Origin of the sequence: Microcella putealis, assembly GCF_004216575.1 — a bacterium.
GTDB lineage: Bacteria > Actinomycetota > Actinomycetes > Actinomycetales > Microbacteriaceae > Microcella > Microcella putealis.
Genome location: NZ_SGWW01000006.1, coordinates 65,923 through 91,563 on the forward strand (window position 1 = coordinate 65,923; position 25,641 = coordinate 91,563).

Annotated in this window: 22 protein-coding genes; 13 read left to right on the top strand and 9 right to left on the bottom strand. The window is 69.5% G+C overall.

What is annotated here, in order from left to right:
• Position 1: 1 nt before the first annotated feature.
• The gene (locus EV141_RS12090) at positions 2-1,366 is read right to left on the bottom strand and encodes an MFS transporter (RefSeq protein ID WP_130486225.1); all 1,365 of its coding nucleotides are present in this window, start codon (positions 1,364-1,366) and stop codon (positions 2-4) included.
• Between the two features lie 170 nt (positions 1,367-1,536).
• Between EV141_RS12090 and purU the strand changes: the two genes are divergently transcribed.
• From purU to EV141_RS12110, 4 genes are all read left to right on the top strand, one after another.
• Positions 1,537-2,346: a formyltetrahydrofolate deformylase gene (gene purU / locus EV141_RS12095; protein ID WP_130486251.1), complete on the top strand. Its 810-nt coding sequence runs from the start codon at positions 1,537-1,539 to the stop codon at positions 2,344-2,346.
• A 56-nt stretch (positions 2,347-2,402) separates the two neighbouring features.
• Positions 2,403-3,590, top strand: coding sequence for an N-acetylglucosamine-6-phosphate deacetylase (nagA, locus tag EV141_RS12100; protein WP_130486226.1), 1,188 nt, complete (start codon positions 2,403-2,405; stop codon positions 3,588-3,590).
• The gene (locus EV141_RS12105; protein ID WP_130486227.1) at positions 3,587-4,207 is read left to right on the top strand and encodes a DUF1349 domain-containing protein; all 621 of its coding nucleotides are present in this window, start codon (positions 3,587-3,589) and stop codon (positions 4,205-4,207) included. Before nagA ends, EV141_RS12105 begins: the two co-directional genes overlap by 4 nt.
• 109 nt (positions 4,208-4,316) lie before the next feature.
• Complete coding sequence (locus EV141_RS12110; RefSeq protein WP_130486228.1) at positions 4,317-4,784, top strand: FMN-binding protein; 468 nt, start codon at positions 4,317-4,319, stop codon at positions 4,782-4,784.
• A gap of 57 nt (positions 4,785-4,841) precedes the next feature.
• On the opposite strand, the gene EV141_RS12115 is transcribed toward EV141_RS12110, so the two are convergent.
• Positions 4,842-8,249, bottom strand: a complete 3,408-nt coding sequence (locus tag EV141_RS12115) for a S8 family serine peptidase (RefSeq protein WP_241969264.1) — start codon at positions 8,247-8,249, stop codon at positions 4,842-4,844.
• 250 nt (positions 8,250-8,499) lie between these two features.
• On the opposite strand from EV141_RS12115, the gene EV141_RS12120 reads away from it, so the two are divergent.
• The 4 genes from EV141_RS12120 (at position 8,500) to EV141_RS12135 (ending at position 11,912) form a co-directional block, all read left to right on the top strand.
• Complete coding sequence (locus EV141_RS12120; RefSeq protein WP_130486230.1) at positions 8,500-8,973, top strand: FMN-binding protein; 474 nt, start codon at positions 8,500-8,502, stop codon at positions 8,971-8,973.
• Positions 8,957-9,865 carry an FAD:protein FMN transferase gene (locus EV141_RS12125; RefSeq protein WP_130486231.1) on the top strand — a complete coding sequence of 303 codons (909 nt, stop codon included), beginning with the start codon at positions 8,957-8,959 and terminating at the stop codon, positions 9,863-9,865. The genes EV141_RS12120 and EV141_RS12125 overlap by 17 nt, the downstream gene beginning before the upstream one ends.
• Complete coding sequence (locus EV141_RS12130) at positions 9,862-11,322, top strand: FAD-dependent oxidoreductase (RefSeq protein WP_130486232.1); 1,461 nt, start codon at positions 9,862-9,864, stop codon at positions 11,320-11,322. Before EV141_RS12125 ends, EV141_RS12130 begins: the two co-directional genes overlap by 4 nt.
• A 167-nt stretch (positions 11,323-11,489) precedes the next feature.
• Positions 11,490-11,912, top strand: coding sequence for an Hsp20/alpha crystallin family protein (locus EV141_RS12135; RefSeq protein WP_130486233.1), 423 nt, complete (start codon positions 11,490-11,492; stop codon positions 11,910-11,912).
• On the opposite strand, the gene EV141_RS12140 is transcribed toward EV141_RS12135, so the two are convergent.
• Positions 11,902-13,806: a heavy metal translocating P-type ATPase gene (locus tag EV141_RS12140; protein ID WP_130486234.1), complete on the bottom strand. Its 1,905-nt coding sequence runs from the start codon at positions 13,804-13,806 to the stop codon at positions 11,902-11,904. The genes EV141_RS12135 and EV141_RS12140 overlap by 11 nt on opposite strands.
• 371 nt (positions 13,807-14,177) lie before the next feature.
• The gene (locus tag EV141_RS12145) at positions 14,178-15,395 is read right to left on the bottom strand and encodes an NADP-dependent isocitrate dehydrogenase (protein WP_130486235.1); all 1,218 of its coding nucleotides are present in this window, start codon (positions 15,393-15,395) and stop codon (positions 14,178-14,180) included.
• Between the two features lie 189 nt (positions 15,396-15,584).
• Between EV141_RS12145 and EV141_RS12150 the strand changes: the two genes are divergently transcribed.
• The 3 genes from EV141_RS12150 to EV141_RS12160 are packed head-to-tail and all read left to right on the top strand — an operon-like array spanning position 15,585 to position 17,899.
• The gene (locus EV141_RS12150) at positions 15,585-16,037 is read left to right on the top strand and encodes a GNAT family N-acetyltransferase (protein ID WP_130486236.1); all 453 of its coding nucleotides are present in this window, start codon (positions 15,585-15,587) and stop codon (positions 16,035-16,037) included.
• 25 nt (positions 16,038-16,062) lie between these two features.
• On the top strand, positions 16,063-16,425 hold the full coding sequence (locus EV141_RS12155) for an MGMT family protein (RefSeq protein WP_185740098.1): 363 nt from the start codon (positions 16,063-16,065) through the stop codon (positions 16,423-16,425).
• A 4-nt stretch (positions 16,426-16,429) separates the two neighbouring features.
• Positions 16,430-17,899 carry an alpha-amylase gene (locus EV141_RS12160; protein ID WP_130486238.1) on the top strand — a complete coding sequence of 490 codons (1,470 nt, stop codon included), beginning with the start codon at positions 16,430-16,432 and terminating at the stop codon, positions 17,897-17,899.
• Here the strand turns inward: EV141_RS12160 and EV141_RS12165 are convergent.
• Together EV141_RS12165 and EV141_RS12170 are read right to left on the bottom strand one after the other, a co-directional pair.
• Positions 17,896-19,704, bottom strand: coding sequence for an ABC transporter ATP-binding protein (locus EV141_RS12165; protein WP_130486239.1), 1,809 nt, complete (start codon positions 19,702-19,704; stop codon positions 17,896-17,898). The two genes, EV141_RS12160 and EV141_RS12165, sit on opposite strands and share 4 nt — an antisense overlap.
• Positions 19,701-21,647, bottom strand: coding sequence for an ABC transporter ATP-binding protein (locus EV141_RS12170; protein WP_241969265.1), 1,947 nt, complete (start codon positions 21,645-21,647; stop codon positions 19,701-19,703). The genes EV141_RS12165 and EV141_RS12170 overlap by 4 nt, the downstream gene beginning before the upstream one ends.
• 230 nt (positions 21,648-21,877) lie before the next feature.
• On the opposite strand from EV141_RS12170, the gene EV141_RS12175 reads away from it, so the two are divergent.
• Entirely contained in the window at positions 21,878-22,450 is a 573-nt protein-coding gene (locus tag EV141_RS12175) for a hypothetical protein (protein WP_130486240.1), read from the top strand.
• On the top strand, positions 22,447-23,037 hold the full coding sequence (locus EV141_RS12180) for an RNA polymerase sigma factor (RefSeq protein WP_277871067.1): 591 nt from the start codon (positions 22,447-22,449) through the stop codon (positions 23,035-23,037). The genes EV141_RS12175 and EV141_RS12180 overlap by 4 nt, the downstream gene beginning before the upstream one ends.
• On the opposite strand, the gene purH is transcribed toward EV141_RS12180, so the two are convergent.
• The 3 genes from purH to EV141_RS12280 form a co-directional block, all read right to left on the bottom strand.
• Positions 23,009-24,610 carry a bifunctional phosphoribosylaminoimidazolecarboxamide formyltransferase/IMP cyclohydrolase gene (gene purH / locus EV141_RS12185; RefSeq protein ID WP_130486241.1) on the bottom strand — a complete coding sequence of 534 codons (1,602 nt, stop codon included), beginning with the start codon at positions 24,608-24,610 and terminating at the stop codon, positions 23,009-23,011. The genes EV141_RS12180 and purH overlap by 29 nt on opposite strands.
• Positions 24,611-24,652: 42 nt before the next feature.
• Positions 24,653-25,279: a phosphoribosylglycinamide formyltransferase gene (gene purN / locus EV141_RS12190; RefSeq protein ID WP_130486242.1), complete on the bottom strand. Its 627-nt coding sequence runs from the start codon at positions 25,277-25,279 to the stop codon at positions 24,653-24,655.
• A gap of 45 nt (positions 25,280-25,324) precedes the next feature.
• Positions 25,325-25,641 (bottom strand): hypothetical protein (locus EV141_RS12280; protein ID WP_157985559.1); only part of this gene is annotated, 317 nt, incomplete at its 5' end.

The window sequence follows — 25,641 nt, forward strand, 5'->3', positions numbered from 1 at the left end:
TCTACCGCGGGTGTTCGTCGCTGCGCGCGTCGCCGTCGGCGCCCGCGTCGCGCTCGCGGTCGCCGCCCTGGTTAGGATGCTCGGGCAGGGCGATCGATCCCGTCACGAGGGCGACGGTGCCGGCCTGCGCGATCTCGTCGTCGGTGTCGGGCGGTGTTTGCCCGGCGGCCTGGCGGCGGCGCCGGCGCAGGTCGGCGACGATGAGCAGGCTCAGGCCGAACGCGATAATTCCCGCCTGCACGAGCGCCAGTTGCGGCGTCTCAACGACGTCGAACAGCGCCCCGCCGATCGCCGCACCGCCACCAATACCGATGTTGAACGCCGTGGTGAGTAGCGCGGCTCCGACGTCGCGCACGCGCGGCGACGCGGCGTGCAGCAGGCGCGTCTGCATGAGCGCCGGGATGCCGCCGAAGGAGGCGCCCCAGACGACCAGCAGCACGACGACCAGCAGCGGGGTGCCGGCGGCGAGACTCAGAGACGCGACGGTGACGATGACGACCGCGAGCATCCCGTACAGGGCGCCGCGCGGAAAGCGCGAACCGAGCACGCCGGCGAGCACGAGCCCGATCGCGCCGGCGCCGCCGTAGAGGAAGAGCAGCCCGCCGACGGCCTCCTCGGCGAAGCCGACCGAGCCGATCAGGTAGGGCGCGATGTAGGTGTAGAAGACGTTCTGGCCGCCGACGATGACGAGCACTAGCAGGCAGATGAACAGCACCGAGGGAAAGGTCGTGTCGCGGCGGGCGGGCACGGCAATCTCGCCGGTTGCGAGCGACTGGCGGTGGTCGACCGCGGGCAGGAAGCGCACGATCATGATGAGCAGCACGGCCACGATGATCGCGATGACGACGAACGAGGTGCGCCAGCCGACGGCCGTGCCGAGGGCCGTGCCGGCGGGCACGCCCAGCACGAAGGCGGCCGTGCCGCCGCCGCTCGTGACGGCGACCGCGCGGGCGATCTGCTGGCGGGGTACGAGGTAGCCGGCGTAGGCGCCCGCGACGGCCCAGAAGAGCCCGTGGGCAAGGCCGCCCAGAATGCGCGCGGCCACGAGGAACGCGTACGACGGCGCAAGCGCCGCCAGCACGTTCGAGATCGCGAACACGACCATGACAACGAGGATCAGGTGCTTGCGATCGAAGCGGCGGGTGACGGCGGCGAGCGGCGCGGTGGCGACGACGACCGTGCCGGCGAAGATCGTGACGAGCAGACCCACCTGGGGCTCGGTGACGTCGAGGTCAGCGGCGATCTGCGGCAGCAGTCCGGTCGGCAAAAACTCGCTCGTCACCATGACGAAGATGGCGGCGGCGAGGGTCAGCAGGCCGACCCACGGGAAGGGGCGCGTGGCGGCGTCGGGGGTGGCAGAAGTCATGACAGAAAAAGGCTTTCGCGGTCGGCGTGAGCGGGGCCGACGGGGCCGGGGCGCGACGAGACGTCCGCCGCATCCACTGTACTCGCGCGCAAACTAGGCTGAACCGCGTGAGCGACGCCCTGACCCGTGACCCCCTGAACCACTGGATCGTCACCCTCGTATGCCCCGACATGCCGGGCATCGTGCACGCCGTAACGGGGGCCATCGTCGAGGCCCGGGGCAACATCACCGAGCTGCAGCAGTTCTCGGGCCTCGAGACCGGCAACTTCTTCCTGCGCCTGCAGACCGAGACGCCCGCCGACCACGACGAACTGCGCGCCGCTCTCGAGCCCGTCATCGCGCGCTACGGCATGGACTGCCGCATCGACCGCGTGGGCCGCCCCCTGCGCACCCTCGTGCTCGTGTCGAAGGCCGCGCACTGCCTCAACGACCTGCTGTTCCGGCAGCGCAGCGGGCAGCTCCCCGTCGACATCCCGCTGGTGCTCGGCAACCACCCCGACCTCGGCGAGCTCGCCGCGTTCTACGGGGTGCCCTTCGAATCGCGCCCCGTCACGAACGCCGACGAGAAGGCGGCAATGGAGGCGCGCATCCTCGACGTCGTCGACACCCACGACATCGAGCTCGTCGTTTTGGCCCGCTACATGCAGATCCTCTCCCCCGAGCTGTGCGCGGCGCTCGCCGGGCGCATCATCAACATTCACCACTCGTTCCTGCCCGGCTTCAAGGGCGCGAACCCCTACCGCCAGGCGCACGAGCGCGGCGTGAAGCTGATCGGTGCCACCGCCCACTTCGTCACGAGCGACCTCGACGAGGGCCCGATCATCGAGCAGAACGTTGTGCGGGTCGACCACACCCGGTCGGTGCCCGAACTCGTCGCCATTGGCCAAGATGAAGAGAGCCGCACGCTCAGCCGCGCCGTCACCTGGTTCGCCGAAGACCGCGTGCTGCTCGACGGCAAGCGCACCATCGTCTTCCAGTAACCGCCTCGCGTTTACCCGCGGCGGCGACCCGGCCGCCGCCGATCGAAGGGCCCGCGATGACCACCACCCTCCTCACCGACGTCGAGCTACTGGATGCTGACGGTCGACGCGGCGACGCCTGGATCATTCTCGACGGCGACCGCATCAGTGCTGTCGGGCGGGCCGGCGAGGCTCCGCCCACCGCCGACCGCACGATCGCGCTGCCCGGTCGGACGCTCACTCCCGGATTCATCGACCTGCACGGCCACGGCGGCGGCGGCGCGGCGTTCGACAACGGCATCGACGAGATTCGTGCGGCTCTTGCCGTGCACCGCGCGCACGGCACGACGCGCTCGGTGATCTCACTCGTCGCCAACCCGCTCGAGCAGGTCGAAGAGTCGCTGCGCGTCGTCGCCGAACTGGCCGCGGCCGACCCGACCGTCGTCGGCAGCCACCTCGAGGGCCCGTTTCTGGCCATCGGGAGGCGCGGGGCGCACGCCCCCGAGTACCTCGTCGAGCCCGACCCCGTCGTGATCGCGCGCCTGCTCGCGGCGGGTGGGTCGAGCATCCGCCAGGTGACGATTGCCCCCGAGCTGCCGGGCGCGATCGCGGCGGTGCGGCAGTTCGCCGCCGCCGGCGTCGTCGTCGCGGTCGGTCACACCGAGGCCGACGAGAAGCTGACCCGCGAGGCGTTCGACGCGGGCGCCACCCTCGTCACGCACATTTTCAACGCGATGCCGGGCATCCACCACCGCGACCCGGGCCCCATCGTCGCCGGGTTCGACGACGACCGCGTCACCCTCGAGCTCGTGCTCGACGGGGTGCACGTGCACCCCTCGGTGGCGCAAATGACCTTCCGCGCCGCACCGCACCGGGTCGCCCTCGTGACCGACGCGATGGCGGCGGCGGGTGGCGGCGACGGCTACTACCGGCTCGGCTCGCTCAACGTGACCGTGCAGGGCGGAATCGCAATGCTGAACGGAACGCAGACAATCGCCGGGTCGACCCTGACCCAGGATGCGGCGCTGCGGTGCGCCGTGGACGTCGCGGGCGTCGACGAAGCGCTCGCCATCGAGGCGCTCACCCTCACGCCCGCGCGGGTGCTCGGCCGCGCCGACGAGTGGGGGTTGCTGCGCGTCGGCTATGCCGCCGATGTCGTCCTGCTCGATGCCGAGAAGCAGGTCGAACGGGTGTGGGCCGCCGGCGTCGAGACCGCGGGTGCGGGTGGCCCAGACGCTGCCGGCGCAGGCGTGGGTGCGGCATGAGCGCGCCCGACCGCCGCATCGCCTTCGACGCCGCCGACGCGGCGTGGAGCCGTGACCCCGTCACCCACCGCCTTGACGGCGAGCGCCTCACCGTCGAGGCCGCCGAGGGTAGTGACTGGTGGCGCGATACCGCCTACGGCTTCCGGCACGACAACGGCCACGCCCTGCTGCGCCCGTGGGCCGCTGGCACGGCCGTCGAGGTCGCGTTCGCGCTCGACGGCTTCACCGAGCAGTTCGACCAGGCGGGCCTGTACATCGCCGTCGACGACAGCATCTGGCTGAAGGCGGGCGTTGAACTGGCCGACGGGCACCCCCAACTCGGCGCCGTCGTGACCGTCGGCGCGAGCGACTGGTCGACGGGCCGCCTCGACGAGGCGATCGGGCGCGCGGTGCGGGTGCGCGCATCCCGATTTACTGACGCCGTCGTCATTCGCGCCCGCATTGAGGATGCGGGGGGCGAGAATCCGGGCGATTGGCGCCTCGTGCGCGTGGCCCGGTTTCCGCACACGGATGCGCGCATCGGCCCCGTGCTCTGCGCCCCGACCCGGGCAGGCCTTACCGTCACCTTCACCGACTGGCGCGAAACCGCGGAAGACGCGGCGCTGCACGACGAGTAGCCGAGGGCGCGGGGCCGTCGCCTCCGACCCGCTCGTCCTGCCCCCGAACGGGGGCGAATCCGATTCACGCTGGGCGGCGAATGAGGGATGACGACCCCCGAGGAGCCCCATGTTCGCCGCATCCGCACCCGCACGACGCCTCACCCGCGTGAGCGCCACTCTTGGCGTTTCCGTCGGTGCCGTCGCTGCGCTGGCGGGATGCGCGCCGCTGGGTCTCTTCGGCGGGCCATCGGTGGATCGCGTCGACGCATCGGGGGGTGCGTCGGGCGGAGAGCTGGGGAGCTACACCGACGGGTTGTACACGGGAAACGGCACGTACACGTCGCCGAACGGCCGCGAGAACATCGTGGTCTTCCTCACCCTGGCGGGGGGCATCGTCACGGAGGTGACGGTGACGCCGGGGGCAAACAACCCGACTGTCGCGTTCTATCAGGGGGAGTTCGTCGGAGGCATTGCCGCGGAGGTCGTCGGCAAGCACATCGATGAGCTGGACGTGACGCGGGTCGCCGGGTCGTCGCTGACAAGTGGGGGGTTCCGCGAAGCAGTCGAGCAGATTCGCTCGAGCGCTCGCGGTTAATGACTGCTGCGGCCGGGGACCCGAAGAACCCCGGCCGCAGCGTCTCACGCGGTCGATTTAGACGATCGCGTTCGGGCCCTTCGGCTTCTTGGGCCCGCCCTTCGGCTTGCCCTCAACCACGACGCCCTCGCTCGTCTGCGACGCCGTCGCACCCGCGCCGTCGGTCGCCGTGACGACCACCGTGAGCGTCTCGCCGACCATCGGCTTGTTCAGCTTCAGCTCGGGGCGCGTGCCCGGCTTGCCGCGAACCAGCGCACCGTCGCGGTACCACTGGTAGGTGAAGGTCAGGCCATCGCCCTCCCACTCGCCTGTGGTGGCACGCACGGTGCGGCCCTCAACAGCGTCACCCTCGATGACCGGCGGGCTGACCGCGACCGGCTCCTCGACAGCGGCTTCACCCGTCGTGACCGACAGCACGGTGCTCGCGCCGGTCTCGCCGTACCTGATGATGCCGAGGTAGCTCGAGAACGGCTCGAGGTCGTTCCACGACGCGGTGAACGCCGTCTCAACACCCTGCTCGCCCGCCAGTACGGCCGGGTCGAGCGTGAGCTCGGCACCGCCCGCGGTGAGGGAGGTGACCGTCATGTTCCACGACGCGACCGCCGGAGCGGAGTACACGTCGACGTAAATGACGTAGGTGCCCGCGGCCGGCTCAACGAGGTCGATGCGCTCACTCGCCGCGGCGGTGGCCGCCTGCCAGCCCGCAACGGGGGTGCCGGTCGCGTCGAGCAGCAGCACCGTCAGGTCAAGGTCGCTTGCCGGGTCCAACGCCTCCAGGTCGAAGCGCGTGAACTGCGAACCCTCCGGAACCTCGACCGTGTACTCAGCGAAGTCACCCGTCGAACCCGAACCCGAGTTCTCGGAGTCAGCGTCGGCCGGGTCGGCCAGACGCTCGCCCAGTGCGAGCCCGGTGCTGGCCAGGGCGATGTCGCCCGTGCCACCCGGTGTCACCGCAATCTCGACCGAACCGTCGACGCCTTCGCCCGCAGCCTCAGCCGGGGCGATGATCGTCAGCGGCTGCACGGCGAGCGGCGAGCGCACCGTCGTGTCACCCGAGGTCCACGTCAGCGAGCCCGTCGTGAAACGGTCGAGCGGGGCGTCCGTGCGCGCGAAGGTCACCGTGAAGGTGGCCGACTCGCCCGCCGCACCGAAGCTCAGCGTGCTTGGCTCGACGGTCACATCGATGCCCGCCATGCCCTGCACGCTCGCGGTGAAGGTGCCAGCCTCGGTCGCGGTGACCGTGCGGGTCACCGTCTGCGGGCCGGTCATGCCACCCACGGCGATCGAGGCGAGGTTCAGGTCGCTGGCGTCGATCGGCTCAACGCCGACGTCGAAGCCAATGCCCTGCGCGTACGCGTTCCAGTCGTCGACACCGTTCAGGTACAGCAGGCCCGGCTCGAAGAACCGCGTCGCGTCGGCGTGACCGGCGCCCTGCGCGAACGGGTCGGTGACGGTCGAGCCGTCGGCACCGAGGGTGTCGTAGGCCGTCGTCATCAGGGCCGACTTAACCTCGGCGGGCGTCGCGTTGGGGCGCTCACCGAAGTAGAGCAGCGCCAGTCCCGCGATGTGCGGGGCAGCCATCGAGGTTCCGCTGAGGAACCCGAAGGTCGGCGCGTCGCTCTCACGGTTCGAGGTGGCGGCGAGAACGCCCACACCCGGAGCCGCGATGTCAGGCTTCAGAATGTCGCTGCCGTCGGCGAGCACGGGCCCGCGCGACGAGAAGCCGGCGACCTGCGGAACCGGGGTGACGACATCCGTCAGGTTGCCGGCCGCAAGGCTCACGGTCGCGCCCTCGGTCGCGGCGTAGGCGACAACCGCGTCGCGGTACTGCGCATCCAGGTGGATGCTCGGCACCGAGTGCGCGTCGCCGTCAACCGACCCGGGGGTCACGTTGACCATGACCATGCCCGCACCGCCCACGCGAGCGACCTCGGCCGACTTGGCAACGCGGTCGTAGACGCCACGATCACACACGATGATCATGTCGTCCTCGACGAGCGCCTCATCGAGCGAGCCGGGCGCGCAGAGCGCGATGTCTGCCGGCGTCGCCGTGGTTCCGGCGACAGCGCTCGCGAGGACGAGCGGGCCGGTGAGGGCTTCTTCACCCTCGGTCATGCCCACCGTGATCGATGCACCGGGGAAGGCCGCGCCGTTGCCGAGCGTGACGGTTCCCTCGTACGAGGGGATCGTGCTCGCGGCAACGGTCGTGATCCACGGGGCAGCGTTGTCGAGCGTCGAGGCACCCGGCCCCGAGTTGCCCGCCGACGCGGCGACGAAGACGCCCGCAGCCGCGGCGCCATAGAACGCCTGACCGGTGAGCGAGATCGTGGTCTGAGCTGCGCCACCACCGATCGAGTAGTTGATGACGTCAACGCCATCAGCCACGGCGGCGTCGATACCGGCGAGCAGGTCGCTCGTCGCGCATCCGTCGTCGGTCGTGACGGATGCGTCAGGGCCGTTCCAGCAGACCTTGTACGCAGCGATCTTCGCGGCGGGAGCGACACCCGAAATGGCACCGAAGTCGATGCCGGTCACGGTCGCGTCGACGCGGTGGTTGCCGGCGGCGGTGCCACCCGTGTGCGAACCGTGACCGTCGCCGTCGCGCGGCGAGAGGAACTCGCCCGGGCCCGTCGAGTCGTCGCCGATGCGGTCGGCGCCAAAGCCGTCGACAAAGTAGCGCGCGCCCACGATCTTGGTCGAGCAGTCGTCGGCGGTGAACTGCACGCCCTCCTGACACACGCTGGTGAAGGTGTTGCCGTCGGCCTTCTCGAAGACGATGGTCTCGCCGTCGCGGTAGGGCTCGGCGCCGGGCGTGGTGCCAAGCGGCTCACCGGCGAACGACGGGTGCTCGGGCGAGATGCCCGTGTCGAGCACACCGATGACGGTGCCCTCGCCCGCGACCTCAGCGCCGCCGATCTGCTCCCACACGCCTCCGGGGCCGTCAAGGCCCAAGAATTCGGTGCCGAACTCGGCCTGAATCTGCTGCAACTCGTCGGGGACCAGCGCGACGACGTCGCGGCTGGTCGCGAGCTCGGCGGCCTGCTCGACCGAGAGCTCGGCGGCAAAGCCGTTGACCGTCACGGTGTACGAGGTGTCGACGTCGACGCCCACCTCGGCGGCGACGGCGTCTTGACGCTCGCGCAGATATTCGCGGTAGTCCGCGACCGGCGAGCGGCGCGCATCCAGACGCTCCCCTTCGCGTGGAGCCGTGCGCTGGAATCCGTTCACGCCGCCTTCGTAGGTGGCGGCAGCCTCGTCTGCCAGCACGACGATGTACCGGCCGGGCTCGAATTCGATCTGCGACTGCACGATCGGCGGCTTGCCCGACGCGAGCGGCGTGGTGATCGCGCCTGCCGAGACCGGGCCGACAATGGCACCGGTGACAGCGATCGCCGCGCCCGCGGTCGCGGCGAGGAATGAACGGATGCGGGGTGGTGCCGCCGAGCGGCGTGTGATTGCGTTCACAAGCGGGGGTGACCCTTCCTGCTGCGTGGGGGCGCCGCTTTTCGACTCCCCCGGTTGCGAAACCCTATGCACCTCTTTCAGGGGTAGAAGGAAGTTTCTGCACAGGGTCTTGGCAGGTGATGCCGGGGATCCGATCGCGCCGCCACAGCGAATGTCCATTGAGATCCGCGATGCTGAACGGCATCCGATCATCGCCTGGACGCGACTTCCGCGCCCGGTACCGCCGTTTACACACCACCACGGAGCGCCGATGACCCGCCTCACCCGCCCCGCCGCTGTCCCCCTGTACGCCGCCGCGGCATCCCTCACCCTGCTGGGCGCGTTGACCGCGTGCTCTCCAGGAAGCATGACGGCGCCCGGCGACGTCGACGCCGGAGGCGGCTCGGGCAGCGAATCAACCAACCCTCCCGTCGAAGCGGGCGGCGACTACGCCGACGGCACGTACAGCGCCTCGGGCACCTACATTTCGCCGAACGGCACCGAGACAGTCGACGTCGAAGTCACGATCGAGGGCAACACGATCACGGCGGTCACCGTCGACCCGAACCCCACCAACCCGACAACGTCGCGCTACCAGACGATGTTCGCGGGCGGCATCGAGGCCGAGGTCGTCGGCAAGGCCGTCGACGAGGTCGAGGTCACGCGCGTCGCCGGCTCGTCGCTGACGGGCGGCGGCTTCACCGACGCGCTCAACGCCATCAAGGCGGATGCTCTCGCCGGCTGACGAGGTCGTCTGGCAGTTCGAGGCGATCGGCGCCCCCTGGCGCATCGACGTCGCGCCCGGAGCGCACGGCGACGGCGCCCAGGCCGATGTCCGCGCGGCGGTCGACGCACGCATCGAGCAGTTCGATCGCGACTGGTCGCGGTTTCGCGATGACTCGCTCGTCAGCCTGATTGGGCGAACGGGCGGCAGCCACCGACTTCCGCGCGATGCTGACGCCCTGTTCGCTCACTACCGCGAGCTGTACGAGATGACAGGCGGGCGCGTGAGCCCGCTCGTCGGCCGCTCGCTCGACCGCCTCGGCTACGACGCGGCCTACCGGCTGGCGCCGAGCGGCGAACCGATCGGGGCGCCAGTGTGGGATGACGCCCTCAGCCTGCGTACCGAGGGCGATCGCCTCGTGCTCGACGCCCCCTCCCCCGTCGGCATCGACGTCGGAGCGGCCGGCAAGGGGTACCTCGTCGATCTGGTCGCCGAACTGCTGATCGCCCGCGGGGCGCGCGGGGCGGTCGTCGACGGCAGTGGTGACCTGCGCGCCGTGGGCGAGTCGCGCATCCGCGTGGGGCTCGAGAATCCGGCGAATCCGTCGCTGGTCGTCGGCACGGCGACGCTCGAGTGCGGCCGGGCTCTGGCGGCCTCGGCCCCCAATCGGCGCGCGTGGGGCGACGGGCTGCACCACATCGTCGACGCGACCACGGGCATCCCGGTCGCGAACGGGGTCATCGCCACGTGGGCGGTCGCCGATTCGGCGCTCGTCGCCGACGGCGCGTCCACGGCGCTGTTCGTCGGCGAGCCGCGCGCAATCGCTGAGCGCCTCGGCGTCGAATACGTACGGATGCACGCGGACGGTCGCCTCGAGGCGAGCGCCGGGTGGAATGGAGAGGTGTTCGCATGAGGGCGACAATCGACCGCGTTACCGGACAGGTGAGCATGTACCGCCTGACCGTCATCGCCACCGCGGCCGTGCTCGCGATGGGCATGCTGCTCGGAGCGCTCGGCGAACTGGGCTTCGAATGGTACGGCATTCTCGGCACGCTCGGCGTCGTGATGGTGGCGACGCTCGGCGCCAACGAGATTGCGGCGCGGCTCGCTCGCGTCGTTCCGCACCGCGAGTCGAGCATCATCACGGCGCTGCTCATCACCTGCTTTGTGCCGCCGACGCTCGAACTGCGCGACCTCATGGGGGCCGCAGTCGCGGGCATCGCGGCGGCCCTGTCGAAGTACCTCATCGTGTGGCGGGGGCGGCACATCCTGAACCCGGCGGCGACGGGCGTCGTCATCGCCGGTTTCACGCAGTTGACGATCGGCTTCTGGTGGATCGGCACCCCCGCGATGCTGCCCGTCGTCGCTCTCGGCGCGCTGTTGCTGCTCGACCGCACGCGTCGCATGGACATCGGCCTGATCTTCATCGCCGTGACCGTCGCCATCATTGGCACCCGCATCACCCTGACGGGTGCCGAGCCGTTTGACGCGTACAGCTCGGTGCTGCTGCTCTTCCCCGTCGTGTTCCTCGCCGGATACATGCTGAGTGAGCCGCAGACACTGCCGCCGCGCCGCTGGCAGCAGTGGCTGGTTGCCGTCGTCACGGCCCTCGTTTTCTCGATTCCGTTCAATGCGGGGTTCCTCTACACGACCCCCGAACTCGCCCTCGTTGTCGGCAACATCGTGGGTTTCGCCGTCTCACGCCGCGGCGGCTTCGCGCTGCGCCTCACCGGTTCACGCGCGCTGTCCGACAGCGCGACTGAGTTCACGTTCACCCCGACCCGGCCGGTGCGCTTCGAGCCGGGCCAGTACCTCGAACTGCACCTGCCGCACAGCGCCGACCGCCGCGGCACGCGCCGCATCTTCTCGATCGCATCGGCCCCCGAGCACGAGCAGATCTCGCTCGGCATGCGCACGCCCGACATCGGGTCGTCGTTCAAGAAGGTGCTGCGCGAGCTCGACGACGGCGCCACGGTGCAGGCAACGCAGGTTTCGGGCGACTTCCTGCTGCCGCGCGACCCCGCGACGCCCGTCGTTATGGTGGCGGGCGGCATCGGCGTCACCCCGTTCGCGAGCCAGCTCGCGTCGGCGACCGCGCGCGGCGAGACGCGCGACGTGCACGTCGTCTACGTGCCCTCGCGCCCCGACGAGGTGCTGTACCGCGATGTGCTCGAGGAGGCCGGCGCCACCGTGACGGTGCTCGATCGCGACACTGAGATCACGGCGGATGCTCTGCGCGCGCTCGTGCCGGATCTTGCGTCGCGTCGCGGCTACGTCTCCGGCGCCCCGTCGCTCGTCGCCGACGCGGCGAGCGCGCTCCGCCGCGCGGGCGCCAAGCGCGTGAAGACCGACTACTTCGCGGGCTACTGAGCGGCCTCACCACGCACGCGGTGGGCCGGGATCCACCCACTTTCGCCGTGCGCGAACCGCTAGCACTCTCGGGTGTCGAGTGCTAAATTATCCGTAGTTGAGTCGACTCGACTCAACGTTGGCCACCCGCCACACCGGCGGGCGACGTGACCGAAAGGAGCCATCACATGACCATGTTCTTCGACCCATTCCGTGAGCTCGACCGCGTCGCCGGCACGCTGCTCGACCGCCGCGAAAGCCCTCGGCTGATGCCGATGGACGTGTACCGCGACGGCGACCACTACGTGCTGACCGCCGACCTCCCGGGCGTCGACCCGGGCAGCGTCGACGTTGATGTCGACGGCCAGTTGCTCACCATTCGTGCCGAGCGCACCCCGCGTTCGCAGGAGGGCGTGCAGTGGCTGACCCGCGAACGGCCGGCCGGCACCTACCTGCGCCAGCTCACCCTCGGGAAGGACATCGACACCGAGGGAATCAGCGCCCACTACGAAAACGGCGTACTGAGCGTCATGATCCCCGTGCTCGAGAAGGCGAAGCCGCGAAAGATCGCCGTCGAGACCACTCCGTCGCGCGCAGAGGTCACCGCGTAGGGCTCGTCTCCCGCGCGACCATTCGGGCCGGCACCTGCTTGGTGCCGGCCCGAACGGCGCGGAGGGCCGCGAGAATCGCGACCAGGTCGACGACCTCCTGCAGCAGCGCCCCCGCGACGGCGGGCAGCAGCCCGGCGGCCGCGACGAGCATGAGGCCGACCGAGATGATGATGCCGAGCCAGATGCTCTGCAGGGCGATGCGCACGGTCTGCGTGCCGATGGTGACCGCCTCGACGACGCGCGAGACGTCGTCGAGGAGGACGACGGCATCCGCGCTTTCACCGGCGGCCGTCGAGCCTCGCGCGCCCATCGCGATGCCGACGTCGGCGACGGCGAGCACGGGGGCGTCGTTGACGCCGTCGCCCACCATGACGACGGGCCGCGGCGTCGCATCGCGAATGATGCGCACCTTGTCGTCGGGGAGGCACTCGGCGTGCACCTCGTCGATGCCGAGCCCCGCGGCGATGGGCCGCGCCGTCGCATCGACGTCGCCCGTGACCATCAGCACGCGCTGGATGCCCTGCTCGCGCAGGGCGCGGACGGTCGCCTCCGCTTCCTCTCGCACCCGGTCGCGCAGGATGATCGTGCCGGCGAAGCGCCCGTCGACCGCCGCGTAAACGGCAGCCTCTCCGCTCGGCAGTTCGGGACGGGAGAGCGGCGCGGCGTCAGAGGCGAGGGCCTCGGCAACGAAGGCTGGCTTGCCGACGACGAGCGCCCGACCATCGAGGGTGGCGGCGACGCCGTGGGTCGCCACCTCTCGGGCGTCGGTCGACTCGCTGAGGGCGAGGCCACGGTTCTCGGCGGCCTGCTGCAGCGCTGCCGCAAGCACGTGCGACGAATAGCGTTCGGCGCTGCCCACGATGCGCAGCAGCTCGTCGGCGGTGAGCTGTGCCGTTCCCTCGCCGCTCGCGGGGCGCACGTCGACGACCTCGGGATGCCCCTTCGTGAGGGTGCCGGTCTTGTCGAAGGCGACGGTTCGGGCGCGTGAGAGCTTTTCGAGCGTGCCCGCATTCTTCACGACGACGCCGTGGCGCGCGGCGCTCGACATGCCGCCCATGAAGGCGACGGGCGCTGCGATCAGCAGCGGGCACGGGGTCGCCACGACGAGCACTTCGGCAAAGCGCACGGGGTCGCCGCTGACCGCCCAGGCGATGCCCGCGATCGCGAGGCTCAGCAGGGTGAAGGGCACGGCGTAGCGGTCGGCGAGGCGCACGAGCGGCGCCTTCGACGCGGAGGCCTCGCGCACCAGCTCGACGATGCGCTGGTACTGGCTGTCAGCGGCGAGCGCCGACGCGATGACCTCGACGGCGGCGGGGCCGTTGACCGAACCGCTCAGCACCTCGTCGCCCGCGACCTTGTCGACCGGCAGGCTCTCTCCGGTGAGCGACGACTCGTCGAACGATCCCTCGAGGGAGGCGAGGCGCGCATCCACGGGAACGATTTCGGCCGGGCGCACAAGCAGCCGGTCGCCGATCGCGACCGCGTCGACGGGGATGTCGTCGATTGCGCCGTCGGGGCCGATGCGGTGGGCGCGCTGCGGCACCCGGTCGAGCAGGGCGCTGAGTTCGCGACGGGCGCGGTGCTCGGCGTAATCTTCGAGCGCTTCGCCCCCGGCGAGCATCAGCACGATGATCAGGCTCGCCCAGTACTCGCCGACCAGCAGGGTCGCGACGATCGCGGTGACGGCAAGCAGGTCGAGGCCGAGCTGGCCCGCGATCATGCTTCGGATCATCGCGACGCCCTCCTTGAGGGCGACCGCGCCGGCAAACACCGACACCAGGATGCGCGCCGCCGTCTCGAGGTCCGCCGCGGCAAGCAGAAGCCCCACGGCACCGACCGCGAGCGCGGCCGCGACGAGCGGGTAGCGGCGGAGTGCTGCAGTGAGCCGGGTCATGTTCTAGGTGTACGCCGATGTGCCGGCGGAATCCAGCAAGGCCAGGCTCGCCTCAGTGCGGGTGTCGAGGCGCGCCGCGACGGGTCTTAAGCCGCGCAGCTGCAGCGCTCGTCGGCAGAGAATGGCGCGAGCGCCTCCTCGACGTGCTGGCCGCAGCCCGTCCAGGTGACCTTGCCGCAGGTGGCGCAGCGAATGGGTGAGCACATGGGCAGTCCTTTCGATCGTGGATGCGTCGTCGACGCGTCACCCTCAAGATACCCCCGGGGGTATTTTCGCGCAAGTCGGTGCGTGCCGGAGGGTTAACGACCGGATGCCCGTGGTTCGCACCACGGGCATCCGGTCGTTAAGTCGCATCGCGACGCGATCAGCGACTACGCGCCGAGGCGAGACTTCAGGTTCTCGTCGAGGGCCGCGAGGAAGTCCTCGGTGGTCAGCCACTCCTGGTCGGGGCTGACGAGCAGCGCCAGGTCTTTCGTCATCTTGCCGCTCTCGACCGTCTTGATGACGACATCTTCGAGCGTCTCGGCGAACTCGATGAGGGCCTGGTTGTCGTCGAGCTTGCCGCGGTGCATGAGGCCACGGGTCCACGCGAAGATCGAGGCGATCGGGTTTGTCGACGTGGGCTTGCCCTGCTGGTGCTGGCGGTAGTGACGGGTCACCGTGCCGTGGGCAGCCTCGGCCTCGACGATCTTGCCGTCGGGCGTCGTCAGCACGCTGGTCATGAGGCCGAGCGAGCCGAAGCCCTGCGCGACGGTGTCGGACTGCACGTCGCCGTCGTAGTTCTTGCACGCCCAGACGTAGCCGCCCTCCCACTTCATGGCGCTGGCGACCATGTCGTCAATGAGGCGGTGTTCGTAGGTGATGCCGGCGGCCTCGAACTTGTCCTTGAACTCGGTCTCGTAGATCTCTTGGAAGAGGTCCTTGAAGCGGCCGTCGTAGGCCTTCAGGATGGTGTTCTTCGTCGAGAGGTAGACCGGGTAGCCGCGCGAGAGGCCGTAGTTCAGCGAGGCGCGGGCGAAGTCGATGATCGACGCGTCGAGGTTGTACTGCACCTGGGCGATGCCGTCGCCGGGCGACTGGTAGACCTCGAACTTCTGCGGCTCGCCGCCGTCTTTCGGGGTGAACTCGACGGTGAGCGTGCCCTCGCCCTTGAACAGGAAGTCGGTGGCGCGGTACTGGTCGCCGAACGCGTGACGGCCGATGATGATCGGCTTGTTCCAGCCCGGCACGAGGCGCGGGATGTTCGAGATGATGATCGGCTCGCGGAAGATCACGCCGCCGAGAATGTTGCGGATCGTGCCGTTCGGGCTGCGCCACATCTTCTTCAGGCCGAACTCTTCGACGCGCGCCTCGTCGGGGGTGATCGTCGCGCACTTCACGCCGACACCGTGCTTCTGGATGGCGTGGGCCGCGTCGATCGTGACCTGGTCGTCGGTCTCGTCGCGGTGCTGAATGCCGAGGTCGTAGTACTCGAGCGTGACGTCGAGGTAGGGGTGGATCAGGCGGTCCTTGATGAACTGCCAAATGATGCGGGTCATCTCATCGCCGTCGAGTTCGACGACGGTGCCTTCGACCTTGATCTTCTCCATGCGGGGCCTTTCGGTTGGGTCTGTCGCACGTCGGTGGCGCCCGCGGCGAGGGATGCGCGGCAGGCGGGGCCGCGAAGCGGCCGAGGGCGCGGATGCGCGCCGTGTTCAGCCTACCGCGTCCCCCGATTTGTCTCGACATCGAGATAACTGTTCACGCGGCGGACATGGCCGTCCTCTACCCTGGGGGCCATGGGTGACTTGCGCGTAGAAGAGCTGTCGGCAAAAACCATCGTGGCTGCGAACGGCCTGACGCTGCGGCCCGGCCAAGAGCAGTACGTCACGCCGGTGTCGTACTCGGCCAATGACGCGTACTTGAACCCGACCACCACGTGGGCGCGCGTCGTGCTCGACGGCGACGAGGTCGTCGGCTTCGTGCGCGGCAACTTCGACCCCGACAACCCGCGCGAAGAGTTCCGCTCGTGCGTCTGGCGCATCAACGTTGACGCGGGCGCCCAAGGCCGCGGAGTCGGCCGCTTCGCCGTGCGCGAGCTCGCCAACGAGGCGCGCACCCGCGGCTTCGAGACGCTGCACGTGATCTGGGAGATCGGCGACGACGGCCCCGGCGACTTCTTCCGCCGCATCGGCTTCGTCGAGGTCGGCGAGACCGAGTACGGCGAGATCATCGGCAAGCTCGCCATCTAACGGCGGCGACCGTGCGCTGCCGACCGTGAACGCGCATCCGGCCGAGCGGGCCGACGAGGCGCCCCTCGACTTTGCGGGCGCGGTCCTCACGATCGTCGAGCTCATCCCGCCTGCACGCGTCATGAGTTACGGCGACGTGGCCGCGACGCTCGGATCGCGCGGGGCGCGCGCCGTCGGCCGCGTCATGGCCGAGCACGGCGGCTCGGTCGCCTGGTGGCGCGTGATCCGCGCCGACGGTCGGCCTCCGGCCGGTCACGAGGCGGATGCTGTCGCCGAGTACCGCAGGGAGGGGACGCCGCTCACGGCCGCCTCCGCGCACGCGGGCGCCGACCCGCTCGACGTACGCGTCGATCTCTCTCGCGCACGCTGGGAGCCTGACCTAGACTGAACGTATGCAAGCGCTTGCACACCGCGCGGGCCGCAGAGTTGCCGCCGCCGGAATCGCCCTCGTCACCTCGATCGCCCTGCTCGCCGGGTGCACCCCGGCCACGACGGCGCCGCAGCCGCAGGGTACGCGCGATGCAGGCATCCTGCTGTTTCAGTGGACCTGGAACGCAATCGCCGACGAGTGCGAGCACCTCGGCGAGGCGGGCATCGACTGGGTGCTGACGAGCCCGCCCCAAGAGCATGTTGTGCGCGACGAGTGGTGGGTGCACTACCAGCCCGTGAGCTACCGCATCGAGTCTCGGCTCGGCACGCGCGACGAGTTCGCGGCCATGGTCTCGACGTGCGCCGAGCACGACGTCGACATCGTCGCCGACGCCGTCGTCAACCACATGACGGGGCTCGGCACGGCGGGCGTCGGCTGGGCGGGCAGCGACTACGAGCATTACGCCTACCCCGGCATCTGGGGGCCCGACGACTTCCACCAGTGCACCGAGTCGCCGACCGGCGACATCATTGACTACCGCAACGCCGACGAGGTTCGCTACTGCGAGCTCGTGAACCTCGCCGACCTCGCAACCGGCACCGAGCGCGTGCGCGAGGGCCTGCGCGCCTACCTCGACGATCTGCTGTCGCTCGGGGTGGCGGGGTTCCGCATCGACGCGGCGAAGCACATGGAGCCGGCCGACATCACCGCGATCACGGCGGGGTTGCCCGACGAGGTGCGCGTGTATCAGGAGGTGATTCGGGCATCCGGAGAGCCAATTCAGCCCGAGGACTACCTCGACAACGGGCCGTCGTGGGAGTTCCTCTACGCGCGCACGGTGAAGAGCATGGTCGACTCGGGGGCACTCAACCCCGACGTCGTGTTCGGCCCAGACGGCGGCTCAGTGCCGAGCGAGCTCGCCATCTCGTTCGTCGACAACCACGACACCGAGCGCAACGGCGAGACCCTCTCGTACAAGGACGGCGATCGCTATCTGCTCGCGCTCGCCTTCCTGCTCGCGCACCCGTACGGCACGCCCCAGCTCATGAGCGGCTACGCCTTCGAAGGGCGGGATGCTGCGCCCCCGCTTCGGGAGGACGGTCGCGTCGTCGACGCCTCGTGCGAGTTCGCGAACGACGGGCCGCAGCCGCGCTACGAACCTGGCGAGTGGGTGTGCCCGCACCGCTGGACGGGCGTTGAGGGCATGCTCGCCTTCCGCTCGGCGGTCGGCGAGGCTCCGCTCACCGACAGCGTGCGCTTCGACGGCGACCTGCGCGCACTCTCGGGCTTCGGTCGCGGTGAGTACGGCTACATCGCGTTCAACGCCGGGCCGCTCGCACTGACGAGCACGTTCGAGACGTCACTGCGGGCGGGCACCTACACCGATGTGCTGTCGGGCACGGCGATCGAGGTCGACGACGACGGGCGCTTCGCCGCCGAGGTGCCGGGCAACGGGTTCGTCGCCCTGCACGTTGGCGCTGTGGAACGCTAGACGAGTGACTCGCGCCAGGCGGCGTGCAGCTGCGCGAACTTGCCGGCCCCGGCGATGAGCTCGGCGGGGCTGCCGTCTTCGATGATGCGGCCGTGCTCCATGACGAGCACCCGGTCAGCGATCGCCACCGTTGACAGGCGGTGCGCGATGATGACCGCGGTGCGGTCGGCGAGCAGGGTCTGCAGCGCCTCCTGCACCAGGCGCTCGCTCGGAATGTCGAGCGACGCCGTGGCCTCATCGAGGATCAGCACCGTCGGGTTCGCGAGGAACGCCCGCGCGAACGAGATCAGCTGGCGCTGCCCCGCCGACACGCGCCCGCCGCGCTTGTTCACGTCGGTCTCGTAGCCGTTCGGCAGCGAGCTGATGAACTCGTGCGCGCCGACCGCGCGGGCGGCAGCCTCGACCTCCTCCCGCGTGGCGTCGGGCTTGCCGAGGGCGATGTTGTCGGCCACAGTGCCCGAGAACAGGTACGCCTCCTGCGTGACCATGACGATCGCGCGGCGCAGGTCTTTCGGATGCAGCTTGCGCAGGTCGACGCCGTCGAGCGTCACGCGCCCCTCGCTCGGGTCGTAGAAGCGGGCAATGAGCTTCGCGAGAGTCGACTTGCCGGCCCCCGTCGTGCCGACAAGCGCGATCGTCTGCCCCGCCGGAATATCGAGGTCGAAGTCGGGCAGCACCACCGTGTCCTCGTTGTAGGCAAAGCGCACGCTCTCGAAGCGCACGTGACCCTTCGCCTGCCAGAGGTCGATCGGGGTGGTCGGGTCGGGCACGGAGGGCGACTCCTCCAGCACGCCCGAGATCTTCTCGAGCGCGGCGGCGGCCGACTGGTACGAGTTGTAGAACATGGCCATCTCTTCGGCGGGGCCGAAAAAGTTGCGCACGTACAAGAGCACCGCGATGAGCACGCCGATCTGCAGCGAGCCGTCGACGACGCGGAAGGCCCCCCACAGCAGGGCGCCGGCGACCGCGACGTTGCCGATGAGCACGAGACCCGGGTCGAAGATGCCGAACAGCTGGATCACGCGAGCGTTGGCGTGCCGGTACTGCTCGACGTGGTCGCCGAACTCGCGCGCGTTGCGCGGCTCTTTGCGGAACGCCTTCACAGCGCGGATGCCCGTCATCGTTTCGACGAAGTGCACGATCAGGCGCGCGGACGCCACGCGCGTCAGGCGGAACATCTTCTGCGAGCGCACCTGGAACCAGCGCGTCAGCATCAGCAACGGAATCAGCGCCGCGGCCAGCACGAGCCCGCTCGGCGCGTCGAGCAGAATCAGCGCACCGGCCGTGAACCCCATGTAGAGCAGGCCAGACACCAGCTGGTTAATGCCCGAGTCGAGCAGCTCGCGAATCGAGTCGAGATCGCTCGTCTGGCGCGAGATGATGCGGCCCGAGGTGTACGACTCGTGAAACTCGAGGCTCAGGTTCTGGGTGTGCAGGAAGACACGCTTGCGCAGGTCGAGCAGGATCGCCTGGCTGATGCGCGCACTCATCACCTGGTACCAGGCGATCGTGGCGGCGCCGACGAGGGCGGCGAAAACGAAACCGGCGACGATGAGCGCGATGGGCATCCAATCGCCGTTGTCGGCGACGGCCGGCAGGCCCTGGTCGATGCCGCGAGCGATGAGGAACGGGCCAGCGACCTGCAGCGCCGTCGAGAACACGACGACGACCATCGCGAACACGATGCGGCCGCGCACGGGGCGCAACAGCGAGCCGAGCAGTCGCAGCGAGCGTTGGCGAATCTGGCGCGACTCGTCTTTCGTGTAATTGTCGCGCTCTTCTCCGGCGACACCGAGAACGCTCATCGCTTCACCTCCCCGTCTCGTTCGAATCCGTCTTTGTCGATGACGCGGGCTTCGCGCACCGTGGCCTCCTGCACGCGGGAGGCCTCCTCCGCCAGGCGCAGCTCACGCTCGTCGCGCTCGATCTGCGCGAGCTCTTCGTCTTCGAGGGAGGAGATGACGTAGCGGTAATGCTCGTTGCGGGCGAGCAGCTCACTGTGGGTGCCGACGTCGGTGATGCGCCCCTCCTCGAGCAGTGCGACGCGATCGGCCATCTGCACGGTCGACGGGCGGTGGGCGACGATGAGGCCCGTGGTGGTCGCGAGCACGCGGCGCAGTGCGGCCTCGACGAGCGCCTCGGTGTCGACATCGAGGGCGCTCAGGGGGTCGTCGAGCACGAGCACGTCGGGCTTGGCGGCCACCGCGCGGGCCAGCGCAAGACGCTGACGCTGGCCACCCGAGAGGCTCATGCCCTCTTCGCCGACGACCGTGTCGGCGCCCTCGGGCAGGTCGTAGACGAAGCCGGCCTGCGCGATGTCGAGCGCCTCGGCCAGCACGCGGTCGGCTTCGGCCTCCACGGCAGGGTCATCGCCCGCAAGCTCGGGCCGGCCCAGCAGCACGTTGTCGCGCACGCTCGAGGAGAACAGCGTCGCGTCTTCGAACGCCATCGCGATGCGGCGGCGCAACTCTTCGCGCGTCAGCTCACGAATGTCGACGCCGTCGAGCAGGATGCGCCCGCCCGTCACGTCGTACAGGCGCGTCGTCAGGGCGGTCAGCGTGGTCTTGCCGCTGCCCGTGATGCCGACAAGCGCCATCGTCTCACCCGGCTCCAGCTCGAGCTGGATGCCGTCGAGCTGGTCGCGCTGGGACGCGGGCGCGTCTTGGTAGCGGAACCGCGCATCCTCAAAAACGAGGCGGCCGACCGGCTGCTCGACGGTGACCGGATGCTCGGGGTCGGTGATCGTGTTCGTCTCGTCCATGACGTCAAAGAAGCGGTCGACGGCGCTGCGGGTGTCGAACGTCATGGCCAGCAGGAAGCCGATCGACTCGATCGGGAAGCGCAGCACTGTCGCGGTCGCAAAGTAGGCGAGCAGCTGGCCGACCGTGAGCTGCTCGGCGGCGGCGAGCGCGACGCCCCCCAGTAGCGACAGAGCGAATGCCGCGTCGGGAATGAGCACGAGCCAGAACCAGATGCCGGCAATCGCCTTGGCCTTGCGAATCTCCATTCCGCGCAGCAGTTCGGCCTGGTCGGCGAACTTTAGCAGCGAGTGCTTGCCGCGGCCAAACGCCTTCAGAACGCGAATACCGTGCACGCTCTCTTCGACGGCCGTCGCGAGGTCGCCCTGCTGGTCTTGCACGCGGCGGGCAATGACCGAGTACTTCTTCTCGAAGACATAGCCGTATACCCAGATCGGAATGGAGGTGACGAAGAACAGCAGGCCGAGCCAGATGCTCCAGTTCAGCAGCACGACGATGCCGATCAGGATCGTGATGACGTTGACGACGAGAAGTACCAGGCCGAACGAGATCCAGCGGCGGATGAGGTTCAGGTCGCTGACCGCGCGCGACAGCAGCTGCCCCGACTGCCAGCGGTCGTGGAAGGCGACGGGCAGGTCTTGCAGCTTCGCGTACAGGCCGTTGCGCATGCGGGCCTCGATGTGCGTGCCGGGCGTCAGCACGAGCCAGCGGCGCAGCATGATCATGGCCGCTTCAATCACGCCGAGCGCGAGCACGATGCCCACGGCCGGCCAGATGCCGACCGAGTTGCCGTCGGCGAGCGGACCGTCGACGAGGCCCTGCAGCACGATCGGGATCAGCAGGCTGACCACTCCACCGGCGAGGGCGGCGGCCATGCCGGCGATGATCCACGGCACCGCAGGCTTTGCGTACGGGTAGATGCGCGCGATGGCGCGGAACGTACTGAGTTCGCTCTTGCGGGGCGCGGCGGGGGCGTCAGCGGTCGTCACGACGTGGTTCCTCGTGTGTCAGGCACGGCGCGCTCGTGGCGCGTCGCGGTGTGGTGGGCGTCTCGCCGCACCGCTCTCAGAGGGTGTCCGGGCGCGGGCAGCCTTGCAGACTATCGGGTCAACGGTGGGGGCGCCAGCGGCAATTCCCGACGCGCCGACGCGAGTGCGAGCGGGTCCGAGGAATTGTGCAGTGTCGTTAAGATTCGGCGACCAATGGACATGACGTAAGTATGGAAGAACTCGAACTCACACGAGCCCTCAATGCATCTCGCCCAGAGGTCGTCGAATCGTCGCAGATTGACGCACTGGCGAAAGCGACGGTTGTGGACAGTGCAAGAAAGCAAGCACCGCGACTAACCACGAAAGCCATCGGTGTTATCGCCGCCAGCCTGATTGGCGGGATTACGCTCACGACAGGCGTCGCGTATGCGGCCCCACTGATCTCAGAGTGGTGGGCATGGACGCCGGCCGAGGATGCCGTTCTTACCACCAATGCGTTCTTCGACGGAAACGCGTGGGTGCGGTGCGAGATCATGTTGTCCGTCACGACCGATGGGCAAACAGCCACTGATGACTCAGCGGCGCGCCTTCTCGAGGCACGCACCTTCATTGCATCGATTGACCCCGAAACGTACACATCTGACGCCGAGGCAATTCTCGAACGCGACCTCGATGCCTACCCGGATGAGATGAGGAATCTCGGCGTCGCCACCCAGATGGCGATCAGCCGCGACCTCGGCGAGCGCGGTTTCCTCGGTGAGGGCGTCTCTCTTGAATCGCGAGTCGATTGCACGGCACCGTGACGGCAGACGAATCGAATGAGGCTCGGGCTGAGCACATTCTGGTCGAGTGCTCCGCCGAACTGCTTCGATATTTTCAGAGACGCGTGTGCCCCGAGGAGGATGCCGCCGATCTCCTCTCGGAGCTGTCGATGACCGCCTGGCGAAAGCGGAAGGCGATCCCGCGCAGCGACGAAGAAGCCCGAATGTGGCTATACGGGGTCGCGCGAAACACGCTCCGGAACTGGCAGCGTGGTCAGCGCCGCCACCGCGATAACGCGGCTCGACTGCGCGACGAAATCCGAGCACACTCCTCCGCACCTCCACTCGACGAGGTGCGGGAAGCTATCGCCCGCCTTCCCGTAAACCAGGCCGAGCTCGTCCGCCTTATTCACTGGGACGGTTTCAGTGTCGTTGACGCCGCCCGAGCCCTCGAGATTTCTGAGTCGACTGCTCGAGGCAGGTACCAGCGCGCGCGGATAAAGCTCGCCCAAGATCCCAGCATCACTGACCTCCGCCACGCCACGCCCGCATCACCGTCCACGGGCCAACGCACCGATCACGAGGTGACGGGCGATGCGATTAGTGGAAGAAGTGACGCTCGCCCGTGAGGTACATCGTCACGCCGGCGGCCTGGGCCGCGGCGATGACTTCCTCGTCGCGCACCGAGCCGCCGGGCTGCACGACGGCGCGCACGCCGGCATTGATCAGCACCTGCAGGCCGTCGGCAAACGGGAAGAACGCGTCGGAGGCGGCGACCGACCCGGCGGCCCGCTCCCCCGCGCGCGTCACGGCGAGGTGGCACGAGTCGACCCGGTTGACCTGGCCCATGCCGACGCCGACCGACGCGCCGCCGTGAGCAAGCAGGATCGCGTTCGACTTCACGGCGCGGCAGGCCCGCCAGGCGAAGGCGAGGTCGGCAAGGGTCGCCTCGTTAGCCGCCTCGCCCGAGACGAGCTGCCAGGTGGCGGGGTCGGCGAAGTGGCGGTCGGGGCGCTGGGCAAGGAAGCCGCCCGACAGCTGCCGCAGCTCGAGCACCTCGGGCGCATAACCCTCGGGCAGCTGCAGCAGGCGCAGGTTCTTCTTCGCGGCGAGCACCTCGAGCGCGCCCTCGTCGAACCCGGGCGCGACGATGACCTCGGTGAAGATCGGGGCGATCGACTCGGCGGCCTCGCGCGTGATGGGACGGTTCGCGGCGATCACGCCGCCGAAGGCCGACACCGGGTCGCAGGCGTGCGCGGCCGCGTGCGCCTCGGCGATCGTGGCACCGACGGCGATGCCGCAGGGGTTCGCGTGCTTGATGATCGCGACGGCGGGCTCGTCGTGGTCGAAGGCGGCGCGCAGGGCTGCGTCGGCGTCGACGAAGTTGTTGTACGACATCTCTTTGCCGCCGAGCTGGGTCGCCTGGGCGATGCCCGTGCCACCCGCCGCCGGGTAGAGCGCCGCGGCCTGGTGGCTGTTCTCGCCGTAGCGCAGATCGGCCGCCTTATCGACGGCAATCCGGATGCTTGCGGGCAGGCCCGCAGTCTCGCTCGCCCCGTCCGCGTCCTGCTCCGCAACCCGCTCGGCGAGGTAGCTGGCGACCGCCGCATCGTACGCGGCGGTATGCGCGAACGCCTTCGCGGCGAGGCGCGTGCGCAGCGCGAGATCCGCGCCGCCGGCGCGAACAGCATCCGTCACCGTGCCGTAGTCGGCCGGGTCAACGACGATCGCGACGTTCGGATGGTTCTTCGCCGAGGCGCGCACCATCGCCGGGCCGCCGATGTCGATCTGCTCGACGACGGCGAGCGGCAAGGCACCCGACGCGACCGTCTCGACGAACGGGTACAGGTTCACGACGACGAGCTCGAAGGGCGCGAAGCCGAGCTCGGCGAGCTGGTGCTCGTGGCGCTCAAGCCGCAGGTCGGCCAAAAGCCCGGCGTGCACGGCGGGGTGCAGGGTCTTCACGCGGCCGTCGAGCGACTCGGGAAACCCGGTGATCTCGGACACCTCGGTGACGGGGTGACCGGCGGCGGCGATCGTCGCGGCGGTCGAACCGGTCGACACGAGCTCGACGCCCGCCTCGACGAGCGCGGCGGCCAGCTCGACGAGCCCCGTCTTGTCACTCACCGAGATGAGGGCGCGGCGCACCGGGACGGTATCGCGGTGGCGGTAGTCGGCGGCGTTCGGGGTGGGGGCGGCCACGGTGCTCCTTTGTCGGGGTGTGTGCTGTTCGACGCGGTGGGTCTACGTCGTGAGGTCAGGGTCGGGCTGAGCGTGACTGCTCGCCGCGATCGGGTCGAGCGCGATGGTGCCGTCGGCGATGCCGCGCACGACGTCGGCGAGCAGACGACGCTCGACGGGCTTGATGCGGTCGTGCAGGGTGGCCTCGTCGTCGTCGGGCAGCACGGGTACGCGCTCCTGCGCGAGGATCGCCCCCGTGTCGACGCCCGTATCGACGAGGATGACGCTCGCGCCCGTCTCGGTGACGCCGGCGGCGAGGGCATCGCGCACGCCATGGGCGCCGGGAAACTCAGGCAGGTAGGCGGGGTGCGTGTTGATGAGCCGCGGCGCGAACGCGTCGACGGCACGCGGCGGCAAAAGACGCATGAGCCCCGACAGTACGACAAGATCGGGCTCGTGCACGGCGACGGCCGCAACCAGGGCGTCGCCCCAGCTCTCGCGATCAGGATGCGCGGCGAACGGTACGACGAACGCCGGGATTCCGCGCGCTCGCGCGTGATCGAGCCCGACCGCGTCGCGGTCGGCGCCGACGGCAACCACTTCGGCCGGAAAGCCCGGAGCGTCGCACTCGCCAAGCAGCGCGGCGAGGTTCGACCCGCCGCCCGAGATCAGCACGACGACCCGCAGCACGGGCTTAACGCTAGCGGCTGGCGGAGAGCCTCTCGGTCACCGCGGTTACATGCGCCCTGCGTAGTCGCGCGCCTCGTCGATTGACAGCCCCGGCCCCACCCAATTCACGTAGTAGCAGTCGCCAACGACGAAGTGGATCTGAATTTGACCGGGGTCTCCGACGGGCAGGACGAGCCGAGGTTCGCCATCGACACGGACGACCGACGACTCCGGCCATGCAGACACATCGTCGTAGCCCTCCCCCGCAGCCACGCGGGCATCGCTGCCCACTGCCTGCGCCACCCGGTCGGGGCCATCGCCCCACTCGAAGCGGCTGGCCGCGCCTGCATCGTCGGTCTCGGACGGCGCGGCGTCCCCCGCAG